This is a genomic window from Modestobacter sp. VKM Ac-2978 (assembly GCF_026968025.1).
In the GTDB taxonomy this organism is placed as follows: Bacteria; Actinomycetota; Actinomycetes; order Mycobacteriales; family Geodermatophilaceae; genus Modestobacter.
On sequence record NZ_JAPVBP010000003.1, the window covers coordinates 257426 to 275807 of the forward strand.

Consider the following 18382-nt stretch of genomic DNA (forward strand, 5'->3'; position numbering starts at 1 on the left):
GCTACGTGGCTCTCAGGGGCCTACGCGGGCGCCTTCTCCGCGTCGATCCGGGCGACGATCCGGGCCAGGGACTGCGGGTGCCAGTGTTGGAGCGCTTGGGGCGGTGACCCTCGGTGGTCAGGGTGGCGGCCGTTGTGCCCAGGCTGGCGCCCTCGGCGTGCAACTCGCGGATGCGGGCCAGGGCGGCGGCCTCACGGTCGTCGGTGACCAGGTCGCCGCCGACTGACTTTGTGCCATAGGACGGCGAGCCGAACGACGCCCAGCCACCCGCAGCGGCCACCAGTCCGTCCCGTCCAGCCCGAGACCTGCGCGTATCCGCGCGCTTGGCTTCGTGCAGGCGGCGGGCTCCAGGCGCTGGAGGATCGCCGTCAGCTGGTCCAGCGTCATCACGACGTACGAGGCGCCGGTGTCGTGGCCGTACCGGCGCTGCACCGTGGCCCGCCACCGCAGCCCGGCGGCGTCGGCTCGCTCTGCCAGCGCGTCGCTGTACTCGGCCTTGCGGATGTGGCGGCCAGCGCGGAGGTCCAGCGCCCAGCTCGGGGCGGCGTCGTCCTCGGAGCTCGTCCTGAGGGTCACGAGCCCGGTGTCGGCGTCCTGCCCGGCCTCGGGGAACCCAGCGCGGTGCAGCAGGTTCGTCACCTCGCGGACGTAGCGCCGGTGCGCTGGCATGGCGGGGCGCGCTTCCCCGCCGTCCTCGGCCGGGCGGAGCTGGTCTGACGTCACGAGTCCTCCTTCGGCGTTAGTCGGAACTGACCTCAGATACGCGGACCGGCGAGCGAGTGACCCGCGGGTAAGTGCTAGGTCCTCGCGGTGCTCGGGCTCAATCAAGAAACGGATAGACCCCCCTTCCCCCCAGCGCCCCGCGCCGGTGGGTGAGGTGCCTCCGGTCTCATACGAGGTGTCCGGGGTGTGGCTTCCCAGGGCCACACCGGCCCACGGAGCGAGCCCCGCACCATCTACTACGGCGTTAGTGAGCTGTGACTCCGCCTTATCTCGCAGAGTGAGACGGATTGTCCTGGTGGGCGAGGCGGACCCCCATGGAGTGACTCAACGGAACGACGGGGTGGACGAGCCGGCAGGCCGTGTGGAGAAGTAAGCAGCCGCCGTGCCCCACGGGGGAGCAGGACCGCAGAAAGCAGGACGTCTTGGTGATCGCCGCCGTCGTGCTCCTCATGTCGCTTGGGACGGCCTTCGGGCTGCTCGTCTCGATCGCCCTCGGGCTGTTCGTCTTGGCGCGGATCGGCCTGCTCATCGCCAAGGTGGCGGTGCTAGGCGTGGCGTTCATGGCGGTCGTGGCCGCGTTCTCGTGGCTCGTCGGGGGCGGTTGACGCCGGGCAACCCCGGCGACCGCCTGGACGACGAACGGGCGCCGGGTGATCCTCCGGGGGGCCTCGGGCGGGCGCTGCCGGTGGTGGGGCGGGTGGCCCAGGGCTGCCCGGCGGAGCCGTTACGCGGCGGCTGGCGGGCTATGTGGCGGCCTCCGGCCCGGCGCGGCACTCACCGTGCTGCCAGACGGTCTTCGTACTCCAGGACGTCGACCGACCGGACCCGGACGGCGCGGCCGAATCGGACGGCGGGCAGGGCGGCGGAGGCGATCTGCCGCCGCACGAACTTGGTTCCGACCTGCCACTTCTCAGCGATCTGGTCGACCGTCAGGAAGGTGTCGGCGGCCCGGGTCTTCGTGGGCTTCGTGGTGTTCCGGGTAGAGGGCATAGGGCTTCTACGAGGTTCTCCGGCCCTCAGACAACCTGGGGCGGTCTGGAGTGCCCGCGGGGGCCAGGTGCCGCTCGGTGGCCGTCTCGGCCGCGCGTGTCCTTGGCGTGTCTCAACGGGGGACACACCAGACCACTCAAGGGCCCTGGAGACCACTCTGGCCCGGCAGCCGGATGTCCGGTCTGACCAGGCAGTAGGGTCGATGCGCCGGTGAGGCGCGTGGAGCGGGTGACGAGAATCGAACTCGCACTGTCAGCTTGGGAAGCTGATGTTCTACCATTGAACTACACCCGCGACAGGTCAGTGACCTGTCGGAGAGCTTAGCAAGGCAGTCGCCCCCGACCGGAACCCGGTCGGGGGCGACTGTGTCTCAGCGGCTCAGAGCAGCACGCCTCGGCAGCTGGTGCTGCAGTCCAGCGACCAGAACGAGCTGCCCAGCCGCCCGAAGGCCGCCGAGCGCACCAGCCGCTCGCCGTTCGGCCCGACCGCGGTGACCACGGACGAGCCGCCGCCCGTGCCCGGCGTGCTGCCGGAGTCCGGCGTCGACCCGTCGTCCGTGCCCGGCGTCGTGCCGCCGCCGGCCGGGTCCTCGACGTAGGTGAGGCCGTCGGCCAGCACCGAGGACTCGGTGCCGGACGGACCGAAGACGAAGACGTCGTACACCCCGGCCACCAGCTCCGGTGCGGTGAAGACGACCGACGTGCTGTCGGAGCTGACGACGGTGGCCTCCCGGGTGTCCCCGATCCGCACCCGTGCGCCGTCGGGGACGTTGGTCCCGGTGACCGTGACCCGCGTCCCGCCGGCGGTGCTGACGACCGCCGGGGAGATGCTGGTCAGGCCGAACGGCCCGACCTCCGGGTATGTGACGACGGACGGCGGCGGGGTGCTGTCGCCCGGCGCGGGATCCGTGGTCCCCGGGTCCGTGGTCCCCGGGCCCGTGGTCCCGGGGTCGGTCGTCCCAGGGTCACTGGTGCCCGGGCCGCTCGTGCCCGGGTCCGTCGTGCCGGGGTCGGTCGTCCCGGGCTCGGTGGTGCCCGGGTCCGTCGTCCCGGGATCGGTGGTGCCGGGGTCGGTGGTGCCGGGGTCGGTGGTGCCCGGATCGGTGGTGCCGGGGTCGGTGGTGCCGGGGTCCGTCGTGCCCGGATCGCTCGTGCCGGGGTCGGTGGTGCCCGGGTCGGTGGTGCCGGGAGTGCTCCCGCCTGTGCCGGGGTCCGTCGTGCCGGGGTTCGTCGTACCGGGCTCGCTGGTGTCCGGGTCGGTGGTGTCCGGGTCGGTGGTGCCGGGGTCGGTGGTGCTCGGGTCGGTCCCCGGCGTCGTCCCGCCGTCCGGTGCGGGAGCCGAGGTGTCGCCGACCAGGAGCGGCGCGGCGAACGTGCCGCCGAACGGCTGACCGTCCACGAGCAGCTGCGCGCTCAGCGCGTAACGGCCGGGGGCGAGGTCGGCCGACGGGGCGAGCTCCAGGCCCTCCACGGTGGTCAGCGTGCCCAGCGGGACGGTGACCTGGCCGGCGTCGTCGGTGGTCAGCGTCGTCCCGGCGACCGTGACGGGCTCACCGGACAGCGCCCAGACCTCGCCGCCGTGCTCCATGCCCAGGCCGAGCACCATCTCGTAGGTCCCGGCCAGTTCCGGGCCGGTCGTTCGGACCCGCGGCGTCGCCGGGCCCGTCGGGGCCGTCATCGAGGTGAACTGGTAGCCGACGGAGGCCGCACCGGGGTCCAGCCGGCTGACGTTCAGCCGGCCGCCGGTGACCGACTTCCCGGTGAAGGCGGCGATCGGGTCGACGTCGGCCAGCAGTGCCGCCCGCAGCTCGGCGATGGTCGCGGTCGGCATGGTGGCCCGGTGGAGCGCCAGTGCGGCGGCCACCTGGGGTGCGGCGATCGACGTCCCGCTCACCAGCTGGTAGTCGCCGTTGTTGGAGGTGGTGACCACGAGCTCGCCGGGGGCGAAGAGGTCGACGGAGGTGGCGCCGTAGGCCGAAGAGGCGGCGACGGTGTCGGCGGCCGTCGAGTTGCCGACCGTGACGACGTTCGGCTCGGTCAGGCTCGCCGGGTAGACCAGCGAGGTGTCCCGGTCGGCGGCGTCGTTGCCGGCAGCGGCGACGACCAGCACGCCCCGGGCCTCGGCGTACGCGACGGCGGCGCGCAGGTTGTCCAGCGCCGACCCGGTCACCGGTCCGCCCCAGGAGGCGTTGACGACGGCGGCGCCGTGGTCGGCGGCGTAGCGGATCGCCTGGGCGCCGAGGTTGACGTCGACGCCCTCGCCGGAGCCGATCACCAGCGGCATCAGGGTCACGTCGGGGGCGACGCCGGCCGAACCGACCCCGTTGTCCTTGCGGGCGCCGATGACGCCGGCGACCGACGTGCCGTGCCCGCCGCCCGCGCCGTTGTCGACGTCGGGGCTGTTCGTCGTGAAGTTCCAGCCGTGGCAGTCACCGGCCAGGCCGTTGCCGTCGACGTCGACCGAGCCGCAGGACTCGGCCGGGTTGGTCCACAGCGAGCCGGCCAGGTCGGGGTGGTCGGAGTCGAAGCCGGTGTCGACGACGGCGACGATGAGGCCGGCGCCGGTGGAGGCGTCCCAGCCGACCGAGCCGTCGATGTCGGCGTCGGCCACCACCGGGGACTGGCCGTAGGCGTTGGACCCGGTGTTCTCCAGGTGCCAGGCGTACGGCGCGTAGTACGGGTCCGAGGCGGTGCCGAACACCGGCACCGAGGGGGAGAGCTCGACCGCGGCGACCCCGGGCAGGGCGCGCAGCTGAGGCAGGGTGGGGCCGTCGACGGCGACCAGGGCGGTGCCGTCGAAGAGCCGCTGCGCGGAGTCGACGCCGTCCTGCTGGTCCAGTCCGGCCACGAACTCCGGCGTCGCGTCCCCCGCTGCTGCGGTGACCACGTACCGGGTCAGCCCGTCCCCGGGGCCGAAGCCCTCCGCCACGGGGACCGTCGGCGGGCCGACCAGCGCGTCCACGGCTGCGGCACCGCCGAAGCCGGTCAGCGCAGCGGCGACGACGGCGACCACGCGCACGCCCCGGCCGTGCGCGGGCAGCCGACTGCCCTGGTGGCCCACGAGATCCATCCGATCCTCCTCCGAGGTGCACCCCGTGCCGTCACAGCGGTGCTCGAAGGAGGGGCATCGGCCCGGCCGGTCCCCCGCTGGAGCGGCCCGGTCGCCGCTCCCCCCATCGGGTGACCCCGGACCTCAGCCCCGCATCGCGCCCAGGAAGCCGGTCATCTCCGACCGCAGCTTCTCCGCCATCTGGGACAGCCCGGTGGTGTCGCTGCCTGCCGGCCCCAGCGACGCGGAACCGTCGACCGCTGCGGCGATCCCGTCGACCAGCCCGTTCATCTCCGTCACGGTGTTCCCGACGTTGCTCATCACGGTCGCGACGTCGTCGCAGGCCGCGCGCACCGACTCCACCTGGGTGGTCACCCGCTCGGTGGCCCGGGCGGTCTGGTCGGCGAGGTCCTTGACCTCGGAGGCGACGACGGCGAAGCCCTTGCCCGCCTCGCCCGCGCGGGCCGCCTCGATGGTGGCGTTCAGCGCGAGCAGCCGGGTCTGGTCGGCCACCGTCTCGATGAGCGCGATGACCTGCTGGATCTCGGTCGAGGAGCGGTCCAGCGAGGTGATCGAGTCGCGCGCGCGGTCAACCTCGGTGCTCGCCGCGGTCGCCGCCCCGGTGAGGCCGGCGGCCGAGGCGCTGAGCTCGGTCGCCGCGGTCGCCACCCCCTCGCTCATCGCCAGGACGACCGACTCGAACTCGTCGGCCAGCCGCAGCCGGGAGTCCCGGGCCTCCACCACGCGATCGGCACTGCCCCGCATCGCGTCCCGGGCGGCGTTGATGTCCGACGCGCTCTGCCGGTAGGCGCCGGGCAGGCCGGTGAGCAGCACCTGCCGGTGGAAGCGGCCCTCGGCCGCCGAGGTCAGCGCGGCGCTGGACTCCCGGATGAAGGCATCGGAGACGTCGAGCGCGCGGTTGACGCTGTGCTGCAGCGCGACCAGCTCCGGGACGCCGTCGGACCCGGGGACCGGGCGGCTGCGCGCCTCGAGGTCGCCCCGGGCTGCGGCATCGCAGGCCTCGGTCAGCTGCTGGACGAAGGCCCGGTAGACGGCCAGCTCGGCCGCGTCGCCGGAGGAGGGACGACGTGGCATCTCAGTCGCCCTTCTCGCTGATGATCGACCAGATGAAGTCCTCGTAGCTGGGTGCCCGTTCCGCGATCAGCCGGCGCAGCAGCTCGCTGGAGGCCGCCACCGCGGCCCGCGCCGTGGGGTGCCGCCGCTCCTCGGTGAGCAGTTGGTCGTAGAGCGGCTTGACCGCCGCGATCCCGGCGCGGGAGGGCCGGCGCCGGTTGGAGTGGTAGCCCACCACGGCGCCGTCCGGCCCGTAGGAGGGCGTGACGTGCGCGAGCACCCAGTAGTGGGCGCCGTCGGCGGCCAGGTTGTCGATGTAGGCGAACAGCTCCTGCCGCTGGGCCAGGGTCTCCCAGAGCAGGGCGAACACCGCGCGGGGCATGTCCGGGTGCCGGATCAGGTTGTGCGGCTGGCCGATCACCTCGTCGAGGGAGTAGGCGCCGACCCGCAGGAACACGTCGTTGGCGTAGGTGATCACCCCGCGGGCATCGGTCTTGGAGACGATGAGCTCGTCGGGGGAGAAGGTGCGTTCGACCCCGGTCGGTCGCATCGCCCGGCGTTCCGTACGAGGCCTGTCCGGTGTCGCTGTCGTCAGGACCACGGGCCTCTGCTTCCGTCCACTGCCGTTCCGGCACTCGGTTGTCTCCCGGCTACATCGGCAGGGGTCCAGTGCTGTTGACCCGGGTCGGGCGAGACGGGACCAAGGTCCCGAGCGGGCGGTCCCTAGACTCCGCGCCATGCTGCTGTCCGACCGCGACATCCGAGCGGCCCTGGCGACCGGCCGGCTCGGGATCGAGCCCTACGAGCCGGCGATGGTGCAGCCCTCGAGCATCGACGTCCGGCTCGACCGGTTCTTCCGGGTCTTCAACAACGCCCGGTACACCCACATCGACCCGGCCGAGCAGCAGGACGACCTGACCACCCTGGTCGAGCCCACCGGTGACGACGCCTTCGTGCTGCACCCGGGTGAGTTCGTGCTCGGGTCGACGCTCGAGGTCGTCCGCATCCCCGACGACCTCGCCGCCCGGCTGGAGGGGAAGTCCTCCCTGGGGCGGCTCGGGCTGCTCACCCACTCGACGGCGGGGTTCGTCGACCCCGGGTTCACCGGGCACATCACGCTGGAGCTGTCCAACGTGGCGAACCTGCCGATCACGCTGTGGCCGGGGATGAAGATCGGCCAGCTGTGCCTGTTCCAGCTGAGCTCCGCGGCCGAGCACCCCTACGGCTCGGCGGTCTACGGCTCGCGCTACCAGGACCAGCGCGGACCGACGCCGTCCCGGTCGTTCCGCAACTTCAGCCGGGCCGAGACCCGCCGCCCCGACCCGGCCTGACGGGTACCCGCGGGCGGCGGGTGTCCGACGACTCGGTGAACGGTGGCGCGAGGCCGGATGACGGACCGCCTTCCGGGGTAGGCCTGCCCCATGGACCCCCGGGACACCGCTGTTCTCCTGCCCCAGCCGTCGGGCAACCACATCGTGGACGGCTTCTTCGACTGTGCCGAGGAGTCGGCGCACTACGCGTTCTCGGTGCAGCTCCTGCTGACGCAGTACGCGACGCTGGTGCCCTGGCAGACCGAGGGGGTCGCGGAGCTCGGCAGCGGTGACGCACGGGCCATCGCCCACGTCGTCCGGGCGGTGCCCGGGTTGCAGGTGCACGGCACCGACATCAGCGCGACGTCGGTCGAGCGGGCCCGGCAGACGATCAGCGGCCTCGGCGTGGCCGACCGCTACGCCGTCGAGCACGGTGACTTTTTCGCCTGGGCCGACTCCCCGAGCGGGCGGGACGTCTCCACGGTGATCGCCAACCCGCCCTACATCCCGGCACCGGACGCCGACATCCTGATGCCCGAGCTGTGGGGCGGCTGGTACGGCAACGACATGGTGCTCCGGCTGCTCAAGGCCGGGTTCGATCACCTGCTGGTCGCGCTGCCCAGCTACTCCGACCCCGCCGCCACCCTGGCCACGGCCCGCGACCTCGGGTACCGGGTGGCCAACTTCCTGGCGATGGGCCTGGAGTTCGGCGCGTACAGCGGGGAGCCCCGGGTCCGCGAGCACATCGCCGAGCTCACCGCGGAGGGGCGCGGCTGGGCGGGTGAGGACTCCTACGTCGTCGCCGTCGCACTGCTCACCCGGTCACCGGAGCTGCGCCGGGACCGGTCCACCGAGCTGCTGCGCGCGCTGCAACTGCCGGTCTGAGCTCAGCGCTCGGGGCGCGGGAGGACGACCGGTGGCTCGGCGCCGGCGACCTCGGTCTCCGGGAAGTCCCCCGGGCGACCGGCCGGGCCGCCGAGCGCGGGCACCTCGTCGTCGACGTACCTCGGCCGGCAGATGCTCCAGCCGGTGGCCAGCAGCAACCCGACCCCGGCGTAGACCAGCACGAACATGCCGGTGTAACCGCCGGTGAGGCCCCGCAGCAGGCCGACCAGCAGCGGGCCCACCCCGGCCAGTGCGTACCCCCAGCCCTGGGCGACGGTGGAGAGGGCGCTCACCGACTCCGGGGTGCGCCCGCGCAGCCCGAAGAGGGCCAGGATCATCGCGAACGTGCCCATCCCCAGCCCGAGCAGGCAGACCCACAGCCAGGTCAGCGTGAGCGGGGCCAGCAGCAGGCCGGTCCAGCCGGCCAGGTAGCAGGCGACGAAGGCCAGCAGCATCGGCCGCTGCCAGGTCGGCCGCACCGTGCCGAGCGGGACGACGGCGTTGAGCGGGATGACGATCAGTGCGTTCAGCCCGACCAGGAACCCGGCTGCCTCCGCGGACATCCCCTGGTCCCGGAGGTACTGCGCCGTCCAGCCGACGATGACGTAGGCCTGCATCGCCTGCAGGCCGAAGAAGGCCGCCATCGTCCAGGCCAGCCGGCTGCGCCCGAGCGCGCGCAGCCGTACCGCGGCGTGCCCGCCCCGGGAGGCGCCCGGCCGGACCGGCACGGCGAGCCAGGGCAGCGCCGCGACGAGCGCGAACACCGCCCAGATCCCGAGGCCCCAGCGCCAGCCCTCGGCGCCGGCCGCCTCGGCGATCGGCGCGGTGGAGACGCTGGCGACCGCCCCGCCGATCGCCAGCGCCGTGCTGTAGGCGCCCACCAGCAGCCCGGTCCGGTCCGGGAACCACCGCTTGACCAGCCCGGGCAGCAGCACGTTCCCCAGCGCCCCGCCGACCATCGTGGCCACGGTGCCGAGCAGGAAGACCCACACGTTCGGTACCGACACCCGCAGCAGCAGCCCGATCGCCATGACCAGCAGGGCCGCGGCCAGCACGTGACCGTCGCGATACCGGGCGGCCAGCGGTGGGCCGGCGAAGCCGATCAGGGCGAAGCAGATCAGCGGCATGCTGGTGATCAGGCCGGCGAGGCCGGAGGAGATGCCGAGACCGCGCTCGATCTCCTCCAGCACCGGGCCGACGCTGTTCACCGCGGTGCGCAGGTTGACCCCGGTCAGCACGATCGCCGTCCCGACCAGGACCAGCCCCTGCCGGGAGGAGGTGCGCGTCGGCGGTGGGGCGGCGCTGCGGGTCACGTCCGCTCATCCTCCTCCCCGAGCCGCCGCCGCCCGGGAGTCGGGTGCTCCTACCCGGTACCGGTGACCGTGACCGGCACCGCGGCCACCTGCTCGGTCGTGCCGTCGCCGGCCACCCGCAGCATCGCCAGGTCGTGGACGCCGTCACCGGCCGGCGCGGCAAGCCGCAGGGTCGGGCTCACGCACTGGGGCAGCCGGAACGCCGGTCCAGCAGACGTCTCGGTGTAGCTGACGGTGGTGCCGGCGTCGCCGCGGACCGGTTCGCCGTCCAGGGTCATCACGTAGTCGACGTCCTCGGCCCCGGTCACCCGGAACCGCAGCGGCTGGCCGGCGGTGACGACGCTGCTGGCCACGGCGATCTGCGGGGCGTCGCAGTCGGCGGTGATCGGCACGTCCTGGGCGCCGCGGCCGCCGACGGCGGCGAGCACCGACATCGCCACGATCGCGAGGGCCAGCCAGGTCCAGTGGCGGCTGCGCCGGATCGTCGGGCGGTCGTCGGCCAGCGCGCGCTCGTCGTTGACGTCGCGGGCGTAGTGCATGCGCGTGCTGCGGGAGGCGGCGGTCCGTTCGGCCTCCCCGCGGCGACGACCGCCGCCGTACGGAGAGCTCATGGTGCCCAGTGTCCCTCCGGCTCGTCCCCCTGCACCGACGACCGTCCCCCCGCACCAGCGTTCGTGCGGGGGGACGGTCGTTCCCGGCCCCGCTGCAGGGGCCCGCCGCGAGCCTGCGAGCGGTGGGGGGGCAGCGGGGTCCTTCGTCAGTTGTGCTGGGTGGCGGCGGAGCCGGTGCCGGCCGGGTCGTCGGGCACGGTGCCCACGCCCGGGCCGGACTCCGTGCCCGGCGCACCCGCAGGGGCCATCGAGCGGAGCAGGATCTGGCTGACGTCCAGGACCTCGACGTGCGACTTCGCCTCGCCGGCCTGCTGCTTGCTGGTCACCGCGTCCGACAGCATCGTGATGCAGAACGGGCAGGCGGTGGAGATGACGTCCGGGTCCAGCTCGAGCGCCTCCTCGGTGCGCTCGACGTTGATCCGCTTGCCGATCTTCTCCTCCATCCACATCCGCGCGCCGCCGGCGCCGCAGCAGAAGCCGCGGTCCTTGCAGCGGTGCATCTCCTGGGTGGACAGGCCCTTCACCGAGTCGAGGATCTCCCGCGGGGGTGTGTAGACCTTGTTGTGCCGGCCCAGGAAGCACGGGTCGTGGTAGGTGACCTTGCGGTCGATCGGGGTGACCGGGGTCAGCCGCCCCTCCTCGACCAGCTGGCCGAGCAGCTGGGTGTGGTGGACGACGTCGTAGTCGCCGCCCAGCTGCGGGTACTCGCGGTTGATCGAGTTGAAGCAGTGCGGGCAGGTGGCGACGATCTTCCGTCGTCCGGCCGGGCGCTCCTCGAAGACGGCGTTGAGCGTCTCCACGTTCTCCTGCGCCAGCTGCTGGAAGAGGAACTCGTTGCCCATCCGGCGGGCCGGGTCACCCGAGCAGGTCTCCCCGTTGCCCAGGACGGCGAACTCCACGCCGGCGATGTGCAGCAGCTCGGCGACGGCCTTGGTGACCTTCTTGGCGCGGTCGTCGATGGCGCCGGCGCAGCCGACCCAGAACAGGTACTCGACGTCGTCGTCGATCGCGCCCTCGACCTGCCGGACCTCGAAGTCCAGGTCCTTCATCCACTCCTCGCGGATGTTGCCGCCCACGCCCCACGGGTTCCCGCGGTTCTCCAGGTTGCGCATCATCACGCCGGCCTCGGAGGGGAAGCTGGACTCGATCAGCACCTGGTAGCGACGCATGTCCATGATGTGGTCGACGTGCTCGATGTCGACCGGGCACTGCTCGACGCAGGCACCGCAGTTGGTGCAGCTCCACAGCACATCGGGGTCGATGACCCCGCCTTCTTCGAGGGTGCCGACCAGCGGGCGGTGCGCCTGGGCGTCGTTGGTGCCCTCGATCCGGGCGTAGCCCGACGCCCAGACCTGCTCGGCGCTGGGCTCCAGGGTGGTGAAGTCGGCGAAGTTCGGCGCATCGTCGGAGGCCTTGGTCGCGCCGGTCAGGTACGGGGCCTTGGCGTACAGGTGGTCCCGCAGGTCCATGATCACCATCTTCGGCGACAGGGGCTTGCCGGTGTTCCAGGCCGGGCACTGGCTCTGGCACCGCCCGCACTCGGTGCAGGTGGTGAAGTCCAGCATCCCCTTCCAGGTGAAGTCCTCGATCTTGCCGCGGCCGAAGACGTCGTCCTCGCCCGGGTCCTCGAAGTCGATCGGCTTGCCGCCCGAGGTCATCGCCGGCAGCGGGCCGAGGGCCTGCGTGCCGTCGTCCTCACGCTTGAAGTAGATGTTGAAGAACGCGCTGAACCGGTGCCACGCGACGCCCATGTTGAGCACCCGGGAGATGGTGATCAGCCAGCCCAGGCTCACCACGATCTTGATGAACGCGACGACCGACAGCAGGTCGGGGTTGGCCGGGACGATGTTCGCCAGCAGGCCGGAGACCGGGTGCGACCAGGCCGGCGCGTCGGTGAGGTCGGCGGCGACCTTGATCGCGCGGATCAGCAGGATGCAGATCCCGATGGTCAGGACGACGGCCTCGACGAAGTAGCCGCGCCCCTCGTTCGACCCGGCGAACCGGCTGTCCCGGCCCTTCCGGCGCGGGTGGTCGAGCTGTCGCCGGATGATCAGGTACACGATGCCCAACACCGTGAGGGCGCCGATCAGGTCGACGAAGAGGTTCCACAGCGCCCACTCGCCGATGAGCGGGAGGTGCCACTCCGGGTTGAAGACCTCCCCGAACGCCTCGACGAGCGTGAGGAAGAGGCCGTAGAACCCGATGAAGACGAACCAGTGGGCGGCGCCGATGGCCGACCACTTGAGCATCCGGGTGTGCCCCAGTGACTCGACCGCCAGCGTCTTCAGCCGCGGGCCGACCGGGCCGGACCGGGTCGGGTCGGGCTGGCCGGTGCGGAAGATCCGCAGCATCGCGCGGACGGCCTTGGTGGCATAGACCACCGAGACGACCAGCAGGATCACGGCCAGCGTGCCGAGGACGATCTGCAACGGGCCCATGGGCTCCCTCTCGTGCGTGCGCGGGCGTCATCGCCCACCCGGCACGGACACTAACCGGGCGCCCACAGGCTACTCGCGGGTAACCCTCGAACCCCGCCCCCGCCGGGGTCGCCGCGGCGTCCCGCCGGCCGTCTGGGCTCGCGCCGGCCTCACCTCCCGGGGGCCGACCGCATCCCGTGCGGTGAGGGCGGCGCCCGGGAGGTGAGGGCGGCGGCGAGTCAGCCGACGCGCGGGCGGCCGATGGCGCGGGGCACGACGGTGAACCGGCGGTCGACAGGGCCGTCGGCGCCGAGCAGGGCGCGCAGCCGCCGGTCGAGCGCATCCCACCCGCGTCCGACGTCCTCGTCGGCGATCCGCACCACCCGGATGTCGAGGCCGCGGAGGGCGTCCTCTCGCCGCTTCTCCTCCCACAGCACCTCGCCGGGCGTGCGGTCACGCCACGGATCGGTGTACTTCAGCTTCCCGTCGAACTCGAGGGCGATCGCAGCGTCGTCGTACCAGCCGTCGACCACGGCGAGACGCCGGCCGCCGGACCAGATCTCGACCTGCGGCTCGAACAGCGGCAGGCCCGCCCCGACGACCCGCAGCCGCCCGCGCGTCTCCAGTGGTGACTCGGCTCGGCCGTCGGCGAGGGCGACGGCCCGGATCGCGCGGGGGACGCCGGGCCAGTGGGCAGCGACGGCGAGGGCGTCCCGGAGCCCCACCGGTGTCGCCCTCCCGGCGAGCAGCGCGGCGTCCATCGCGATGACCGCGTCCTCCAGTGCCCACTCGCGCGCGCAGTCGACCAGGGTGCGGGCGGGTGAGGTCAGGGGGACCGGCCCGCGGTGCGCCCGGTGCTCCGGCGGTACCGGCGTGCAGGCCATGCGGTAGGCGGATGTGCGCCGCCACTGGTGCGGGTCGGTGAGCCGCACGGTGTCCGGCTCCCGCCGGGGGACCGGCCAGCCCCACACCCGCGCCGCGGACGTGTGGCTGACGACGGCGGTGGGGCGGGCCAGCGACGTCAGCACGGCCAGGCAGTCGACCGCGTGCCGGACGCCGTCCCGTTCGGTCACCGCCAGGTCCTCGGCCGTGGTGTAGACGCCCTGGCGCAGTCGCACCCACCGCCCGGATGAGCGCAGCGCGCGGATCTCGTCGTCGCCGTAGCCGGCGGAGTGGGCCTCCGCGATGGAGAAGACGCCCATCCGCTCGTCCGCCGTGTACCTCAGTGCCGGGTGCACCGGGAGAGTCTCGGTGCTCGACGACGCCAGACCGCCCGGTCGGCCAGGGGCCTGTGGACGACGGCGGCCCCACCGTCGCCGTCCTCACCTCCGGGGGGCGAGCCGCGCCCCGTGCCGTGAGGACGGCGCCCTGCAGGTGAGGGGCGCGTCACGCCCAACGCCCCCGGGAACACGCAGGCGCAGACTGCCGTTAGGCTGGGCAGGAAAGTTGAGCGGACCAGGCGCAAGGCCCAATGGTGGACGGCGCCGGGCCCCCGACTCCCAGACCAGCACCACCCCGTCAGCAACGCTAGGAGAGGCCTTCCATGGCACGAGCAGTCGGAATCGACCTCGGCACCACGAACTCCGTCGTCGCGGTCCTCGAGGGCGGCGAGCCCACCGTCATCGCCAACTCCGAGGGTGCGCGCACCACTCCCTCGGTCGTCGCGTTCGCCAAGAACGGCGAGGTCCTCGTCGGCCAGTCGGCGAAGAACCAGGCGGTCACCAACGTCGACCGCACGATCCGCAGCGTCAAGCGCGAGGTCGGCACCACCTGGAAGACCGGCGACATCGACGGCAAGCAGTACACCCCGCAGGAGATCAGCGCCCGGGTGCTGCAGAAGCTCAAGCGCGACGCCGAGACCTACCTCGGCGAGCCCGTGACCGAGGCCGTCATCACCGTCCCTGCATACTTCGAGGACGCCCAGCGTCAGGCCACCAAGGAGGCGGGCGAGATCGCCGGCCTCAACGTGCTGCGCATCGTCAACGAGCCCACCGCCGCGGCCCTGGCCTACGGCCTGGACAAGGGCGAGACCGAGCAGACCATCCTGGTCTTCGACCTCGGTGGCGGAACCTTCGACGTCAGCCTGCTGGAGATCGGCGACGGCGTCATCGAGGTCAAGTCCACCGCCGGTGACAACAAGCTCGGTGGAGACGACTGGGACGAGCGGGTCGTCAAGCACCTCGTGCAGACCTTCAACGCCCAGTCCGGCATCGACCTGGCCAAGGACAAGCTGGCCATGCAGCGCCTGCGCGAGGCCGCCGAGAAGGCGAAGATCGAGCTGTCCGGTGCGCAGTCGACGAACGTGAACCTGCCCTACATCACCGCCGGTGCCGACGGCCCGATGCACCTGGACGTCACGATCACCCGCGCCGAGTTCCAGCGGCTGACCCAGGACCTGCTCGACCGCGCCAAGGCGCCGTTCAACCAGGCGATCCGCGACGCCGGCGTCAAGGTCGGCGACATCGACCACGTCGTCCTCGTCGGTGGCTCGACCCGGATGCCCGCCGTCAGTGAGCTGGTCCGCGAGCTGACCGGCGGCAAGGAGCCCAACAAGGGCGTCAACCCCGACGAGGTCGTCGCCGTGGGTGCCGCGCTGCAGGCCGGTGTGCTCCGCGGTGAGGTCAAGGACGTCCTGCTCCTCGACGTCACCCCGCTCTCCCTGGGCATCGAGACCAAGGGCGGGATCATGACCAAGCTCATCGAGCGCAACACCACGATCCCGACGAAGCGCTCGGAGATCTTCACGACGGCCGACGACAACCAGCCGAGCGTGCAGATCCAGGTCTTCCAGGGCGAGCGCGAGATGGCGTCCTACAACAAGAAGCTCGGCATGTTCGAGCTGACCGGCCTGCCGCCGGCGCCCCGCGGCGTCCCGCAGATCGAGGTCGCCTTCGACATCGACGCCAACGGCATCGTCCACGTCCACGCGAAGGACCTCGGCACGGGCAAGGAGCAGTCGATGACCATCACCGGCGGCTCGGCCCTGCCCAAGGACGACATCGCCCGGATGATGGCCGACGCCGAGGCGCACGCCGAGGAGGACAAGAAGCGTCGCGACGAGGCCGAGACCCGCAACCTCGCCGAGTCGCTGCAGTACCAGACCGAGAAGTTCCTGGCCGAGAACGGCGACAAGATCCCGGCCGAGAAGAAGGAGGAGCTCGGCGAGGCGCTGACCGAGCTCCGCTCGTCCCTCGGCGGGTCGGACATCGCCGCGATCAAGACGGCGCAGGAGAAGGTCGCCCGGATCTCCCAGGAGGTCGGCGGGGCCCTCTACGCCCAGGCGCAGGCCGACGGGGCAACCGACGGTGCGGCAGGGGACGCCGGCTTCGACGGCGGCACCGACTCCACCGGTTCGACCTCGACCGCGGCCGCTGGGGACGACGACGTCGTCGACGCCGAGATCGTGGACGACGAGTCCGACAAGCGCTGACCTCACCGTCGACGCGCAGGCGCACCGGCCCGGGTGACCGGGCCGGTGCACCTGGCGAGGGACGATGAGCCAGCAGGACGAGCAGGCGCCGCGGGTCGTCATCCGTGACGAGCGGCGCATCGACCCGACCAGCGGCACGGTCCGCGTGCCGGCCGGCGACGAGCCGGCCGGTGCCACGCCGGAGCAGGGAGAACACATGAGCGAGCACGACAACGACACGAGCGCCTCCGGCAACGGAGCGGGCCCGGTCGTCGAACCGCCGGTGACCGGCGGGATCGAGAGCGGGGCCGACGACACCGCGCGGCAGCTGGCCGAGCGGACCGAGGACCTGCAGCGGGTCACCGCCGAGTACGCCAACTACCGGCGTCGGGTCGAGCGTGACCGGGTCCTCGTCGTCGACCAGGCGGCCGAGCGCTTCGCCGGCCAGCTGTTCCCGATCGTCGACGACATCGAGCGCGCCCGGGACCACGGCGACCTCACCGGCGCCTTCAAGGTCGTCGCCGACCGGGTGCTGGGGCTGCTCGACGGCCTCGGGGTCACCTCGTTCGGCAAGCCGGGCGACCCGTTCGACCCGGCCCTGCACGAGGCAGTCCTGCACGACACCTCCCCGGAGGTGAGCGAGCCCACCGCCACCACGGTGCTGCGGCCGGGCTTCCAGCGCGGTGACCGGGTGCTGCGCACCGCGATGGTCGGCGTGAGCGAGCCGGAGACCCCGGCCGCCCCTGCTGCGGCTGCGGGACCGGAGGTCGTGGACGCCGAGGTGGTCGACACCGCCGCGGACGCCGATCAGTCGGGCTCCGGCCCGGCCGCCGGCTGAGCCCGACCCCCCGGCCGGTCCGGTCTCCGTCCCCCGGAGGCCGGCCCGGCCCGTCCCCCGCCCAGCAGAGAGGAGGCGCCCGATGAGCAGCACCCGGGACTTCATCGAGAAGGACTACTACGCGGCCCTGGGCGTCGCCAAGGACGCCGACGCCGCCGCCATCAAGAAGGCCTACCGACAGCTGGCCCGTGAGCTGCACCCGGACAAGAACCCGGGCAACGCGCAGGCCGAGACCCGCTTCAAGGAGGTCTCGGAGGCCTACGACGTCCTGTCCGACCCGAAGCGGCGGGCGGAGTACGACGACGCGCGCCGGCTCTTCGGTGCCGGGGGCTTCCGGCCCGGCGCCGGTGCGCCCGGCGGGTTCCCCGGTGGCTTCCCCGGCGGGGGCGGTGCCGGCGCGGGCCAGCCGTTCGACCTCGGCGACCTCTTCGGCGGCGCGTCCGGCGCCCCCGGCGCCGGGGGGCGGGCCGGTGGCCTGGGCGACCTCTTCGGCGGCCTGTTCACCGGCGGCGCCGCGAGTCCGGGTGGTTCCGCGCGCGGCCGCAGCCAGGCCGCGTCCGGGCCGGCCCGAGGTCAGGACGTCGAGACGGAGGCCACCCTCGCCTTCGACGAGGCCGTGCTCGGCGTGACCGTGCCGCTGCGGATGCAGAGCCCGGGCACCTGCCCGACCTGCGCCGGCAGCGGTGCCCGCCCGGGCACCAGCCCGCACACCTGCCCGGTCTGCAACGGCGCGGGCGTCACCAGCCGCAGCCAGGGCGCGTTCGCCTTCTCCGAGCCGTGCAAGGAGTGCCGCGGCACCGGCTCGGTGGTCGACGACCCCTGCCCGGAGTGCAAGGGCGGCGGGGTCACCACCCAGACCCGCACCATCACCGTGCGCATCCCGGCCGGGGTCAAGGACGGGCAGCGCATCCGGTTGCCCGGCAAGGGCGCCCCCGGACGACGCGGTGGCCCGGCAGGCGACCTGTTCGTCGTCGTCCACGTCAGCGGCTCGGAGCTCTTCGGGCGCAGCGGCAACGACCTCACCCTCACCGTGCCGGTGTCCTTCGCCGAGGCGGCGCTGGGCACCACGCTCACCGTGCCCACCCTGGACGGGGCGGTGTCGCTGAAGGTCCCGGCCGGCACCTCCAGCGGCCGCACCTTCCGGGTCCGCGGGCGCGGCGTGCCGGTCAAGGCCACGACCGGCGACCTGCTGGTCACCGTGGAGGTCGCCGTCCCCAGTCGGTTGACCCCGGGTGCCCGGGAGGCGATCGAGAAGCTCGCCGCCGAGCTGCCCGACGACCCGCGACCGGAGGTCACGGCCGCGCTCCGGAACGGAGCGGCGCGATGACGCTCCCCGACCCCGGCCGCTCCTTCGCCGAGGACGCCCCGGTCTTCGTCATCTCCGTCGCCGCCGAGCTGGCCGGCATGCACGCCCAGACGCTGCGGCAGTACGACCGGCTCGGCCTCGTGAGCCCCGGTCGCACGGCCGGCGGGGGCCGCCGGTACAGCCCGCGGGACGTCGCGCTGCTGCGCGAGGTGCAGCGGCTGAGCCAGGAGGACGGCGTCAACCTGGCCGGGATCAAGCGGATCATCGAGCTCGAGTCCCGGGTCGAGGCGCTGCAGGCCCGGGTGACCGAACTGCTCGACGAGCTGGAGCTCTCCGAGGCCCACCGGATCGCCGCCGAGTCCGCGGTGGCGGCGGCCTACCGCCGGGACCTGGTGCCCCGCACGTCCAGTTCTGCCCTGGTGGTGTGGCGGCCGACGGGCCGGCAGTGACGGGTTCCG

At 73.0% G+C, this 18382-nt stretch carries 16 protein-coding genes and 1 tRNA gene; 7 read left to right on the forward strand and 10 right to left on the reverse strand.

The annotated features are described in order from the left end of the window. Positions 1-117: 117 nt before the first annotated feature. Positions 118-723 carry a hypothetical protein gene (locus O2W53_RS08885; protein WP_269162699.1) on the reverse strand — a complete coding sequence of 202 codons (606 nt, stop codon included), beginning with the start codon at positions 721-723 and terminating at the stop codon, positions 118-120. 425 nt (positions 724-1148) lie between these two features. Between O2W53_RS08885 and O2W53_RS08890 the strand changes: the two genes are divergently transcribed. Then, on the forward strand, positions 1149-1328 hold the full coding sequence (locus O2W53_RS08890) for a hypothetical protein (protein ID WP_269162700.1): 180 nt from the start codon (positions 1149-1151) through the stop codon (positions 1326-1328). A 169-nt stretch (positions 1329-1497) separates the two neighbouring features. Here O2W53_RS08890 and O2W53_RS08895 read toward each other — a convergent pair whose 3' ends face one another. The 5 genes from O2W53_RS08895 to O2W53_RS08915 all read right to left on the reverse strand — a co-directional run bounded on the left by O2W53_RS08895 (position 1498) and on the right by O2W53_RS08915 (position 6385). Next, entirely contained in the window at positions 1498-1713 is a 216-nt protein-coding gene (locus tag O2W53_RS08895; RefSeq protein WP_269162701.1) for a helix-turn-helix domain-containing protein, read from the reverse strand. A 220-nt stretch (positions 1714-1933) separates the two neighbouring features. After that, positions 1934-2007 (reverse strand) — tRNA-Gly (locus tag O2W53_RS08900). Between the two features lie 84 nt (positions 2008-2091). After that, on the reverse strand, positions 2092-4782 hold the full coding sequence (locus O2W53_RS08905) for a S8 family serine peptidase (protein WP_269162702.1): 2691 nt from the start codon (positions 4780-4782) through the stop codon (positions 2092-2094). A gap of 123 nt (positions 4783-4905) precedes the next feature. Beyond that, positions 4906-5856, reverse strand: a complete 951-nt coding sequence (locus O2W53_RS08910; protein WP_269162703.1) for a methyl-accepting chemotaxis protein — start codon at positions 5854-5856, stop codon at positions 4906-4908. Position 5857: 1 nt separating this feature from the next. Beyond that, positions 5858-6385, reverse strand: a complete 528-nt coding sequence (locus O2W53_RS08915; RefSeq protein ID WP_269162704.1) for a PAS domain-containing protein — start codon at positions 6383-6385, stop codon at positions 5858-5860. 187 nt (positions 6386-6572) lie between these two features. Between O2W53_RS08915 and dcd the strand changes: the two genes are divergently transcribed. Together dcd and O2W53_RS08925 are read left to right on the forward strand one after the other, a co-directional pair. Beyond that, entirely contained in the window at positions 6573-7166 is a 594-nt protein-coding gene (gene dcd / locus O2W53_RS08920; RefSeq protein ID WP_269162705.1) for a dCTP deaminase, read from the forward strand. A 90-nt stretch (positions 7167-7256) separates the two neighbouring features. Continuing rightward, the gene (locus tag O2W53_RS08925) at positions 7257-8030 is read left to right on the forward strand and encodes a methyltransferase domain-containing protein (protein ID WP_269162706.1); all 774 of its coding nucleotides are present in this window, start codon (positions 7257-7259) and stop codon (positions 8028-8030) included. 2 nt (positions 8031-8032) lie between these two features. Here O2W53_RS08925 and O2W53_RS08930 read toward each other — a convergent pair whose 3' ends face one another. The 4 genes from O2W53_RS08930 to O2W53_RS08945 form a co-directional block, all read right to left on the reverse strand. After that, entirely contained in the window at positions 8033-9343 is a 1311-nt protein-coding gene (locus O2W53_RS08930) for a CynX/NimT family MFS transporter (RefSeq protein ID WP_269162707.1), read from the reverse strand. Positions 9344-9393: 50 nt separating this feature from the next. After that, a complete protein-coding gene (locus O2W53_RS08935; protein WP_269162708.1) occupies positions 9394-9954 on the reverse strand; it encodes a hypothetical protein in 561 nt (186 codons plus the stop codon). A 146-nt stretch (positions 9955-10100) separates the two neighbouring features. Continuing rightward, the gene (locus tag O2W53_RS08940; RefSeq protein ID WP_269162709.1) at positions 10101-12392 is read right to left on the reverse strand and encodes a (Fe-S)-binding protein; all 2292 of its coding nucleotides are present in this window, start codon (positions 12390-12392) and stop codon (positions 10101-10103) included. 218 nt (positions 12393-12610) lie between these two features. Continuing rightward, positions 12611-13609 carry a type IV toxin-antitoxin system AbiEi family antitoxin domain-containing protein gene (locus O2W53_RS08945; protein ID WP_269162710.1) on the reverse strand — a complete coding sequence of 333 codons (999 nt, stop codon included), beginning with the start codon at positions 13607-13609 and terminating at the stop codon, positions 12611-12613. A gap of 305 nt (positions 13610-13914) precedes the next feature. Between O2W53_RS08945 and dnaK the strand changes: the two genes are divergently transcribed. From dnaK to O2W53_RS08965, 4 genes are all read left to right on the forward strand, one after another. Further along, positions 13915-15801: a molecular chaperone DnaK gene (gene dnaK / locus O2W53_RS08950; protein WP_269162711.1), complete on the forward strand. Its 1887-nt coding sequence runs from the start codon at positions 13915-13917 to the stop codon at positions 15799-15801. A 64-nt stretch (positions 15802-15865) separates the two neighbouring features. After that, positions 15866-16618, forward strand: coding sequence for a nucleotide exchange factor GrpE (gene grpE / locus O2W53_RS08955; RefSeq protein ID WP_269162712.1), 753 nt, complete (start codon positions 15866-15868; stop codon positions 16616-16618). Positions 16619-16700: 82 nt separating this feature from the next. After that, positions 16701-17945, forward strand: coding sequence for a molecular chaperone DnaJ (gene dnaJ / locus O2W53_RS08960; RefSeq protein WP_269162713.1), 1245 nt, complete (start codon positions 16701-16703; stop codon positions 17943-17945). Further along, on the forward strand, positions 17942-18373 hold the full coding sequence (locus O2W53_RS08965) for a heat shock protein transcriptional repressor HspR (protein WP_269162714.1): 432 nt from the start codon (positions 17942-17944) through the stop codon (positions 18371-18373). Before dnaJ ends, O2W53_RS08965 begins: the two co-directional genes overlap by 4 nt. Positions 18374-18382: the final 9 nt, after the last annotated feature.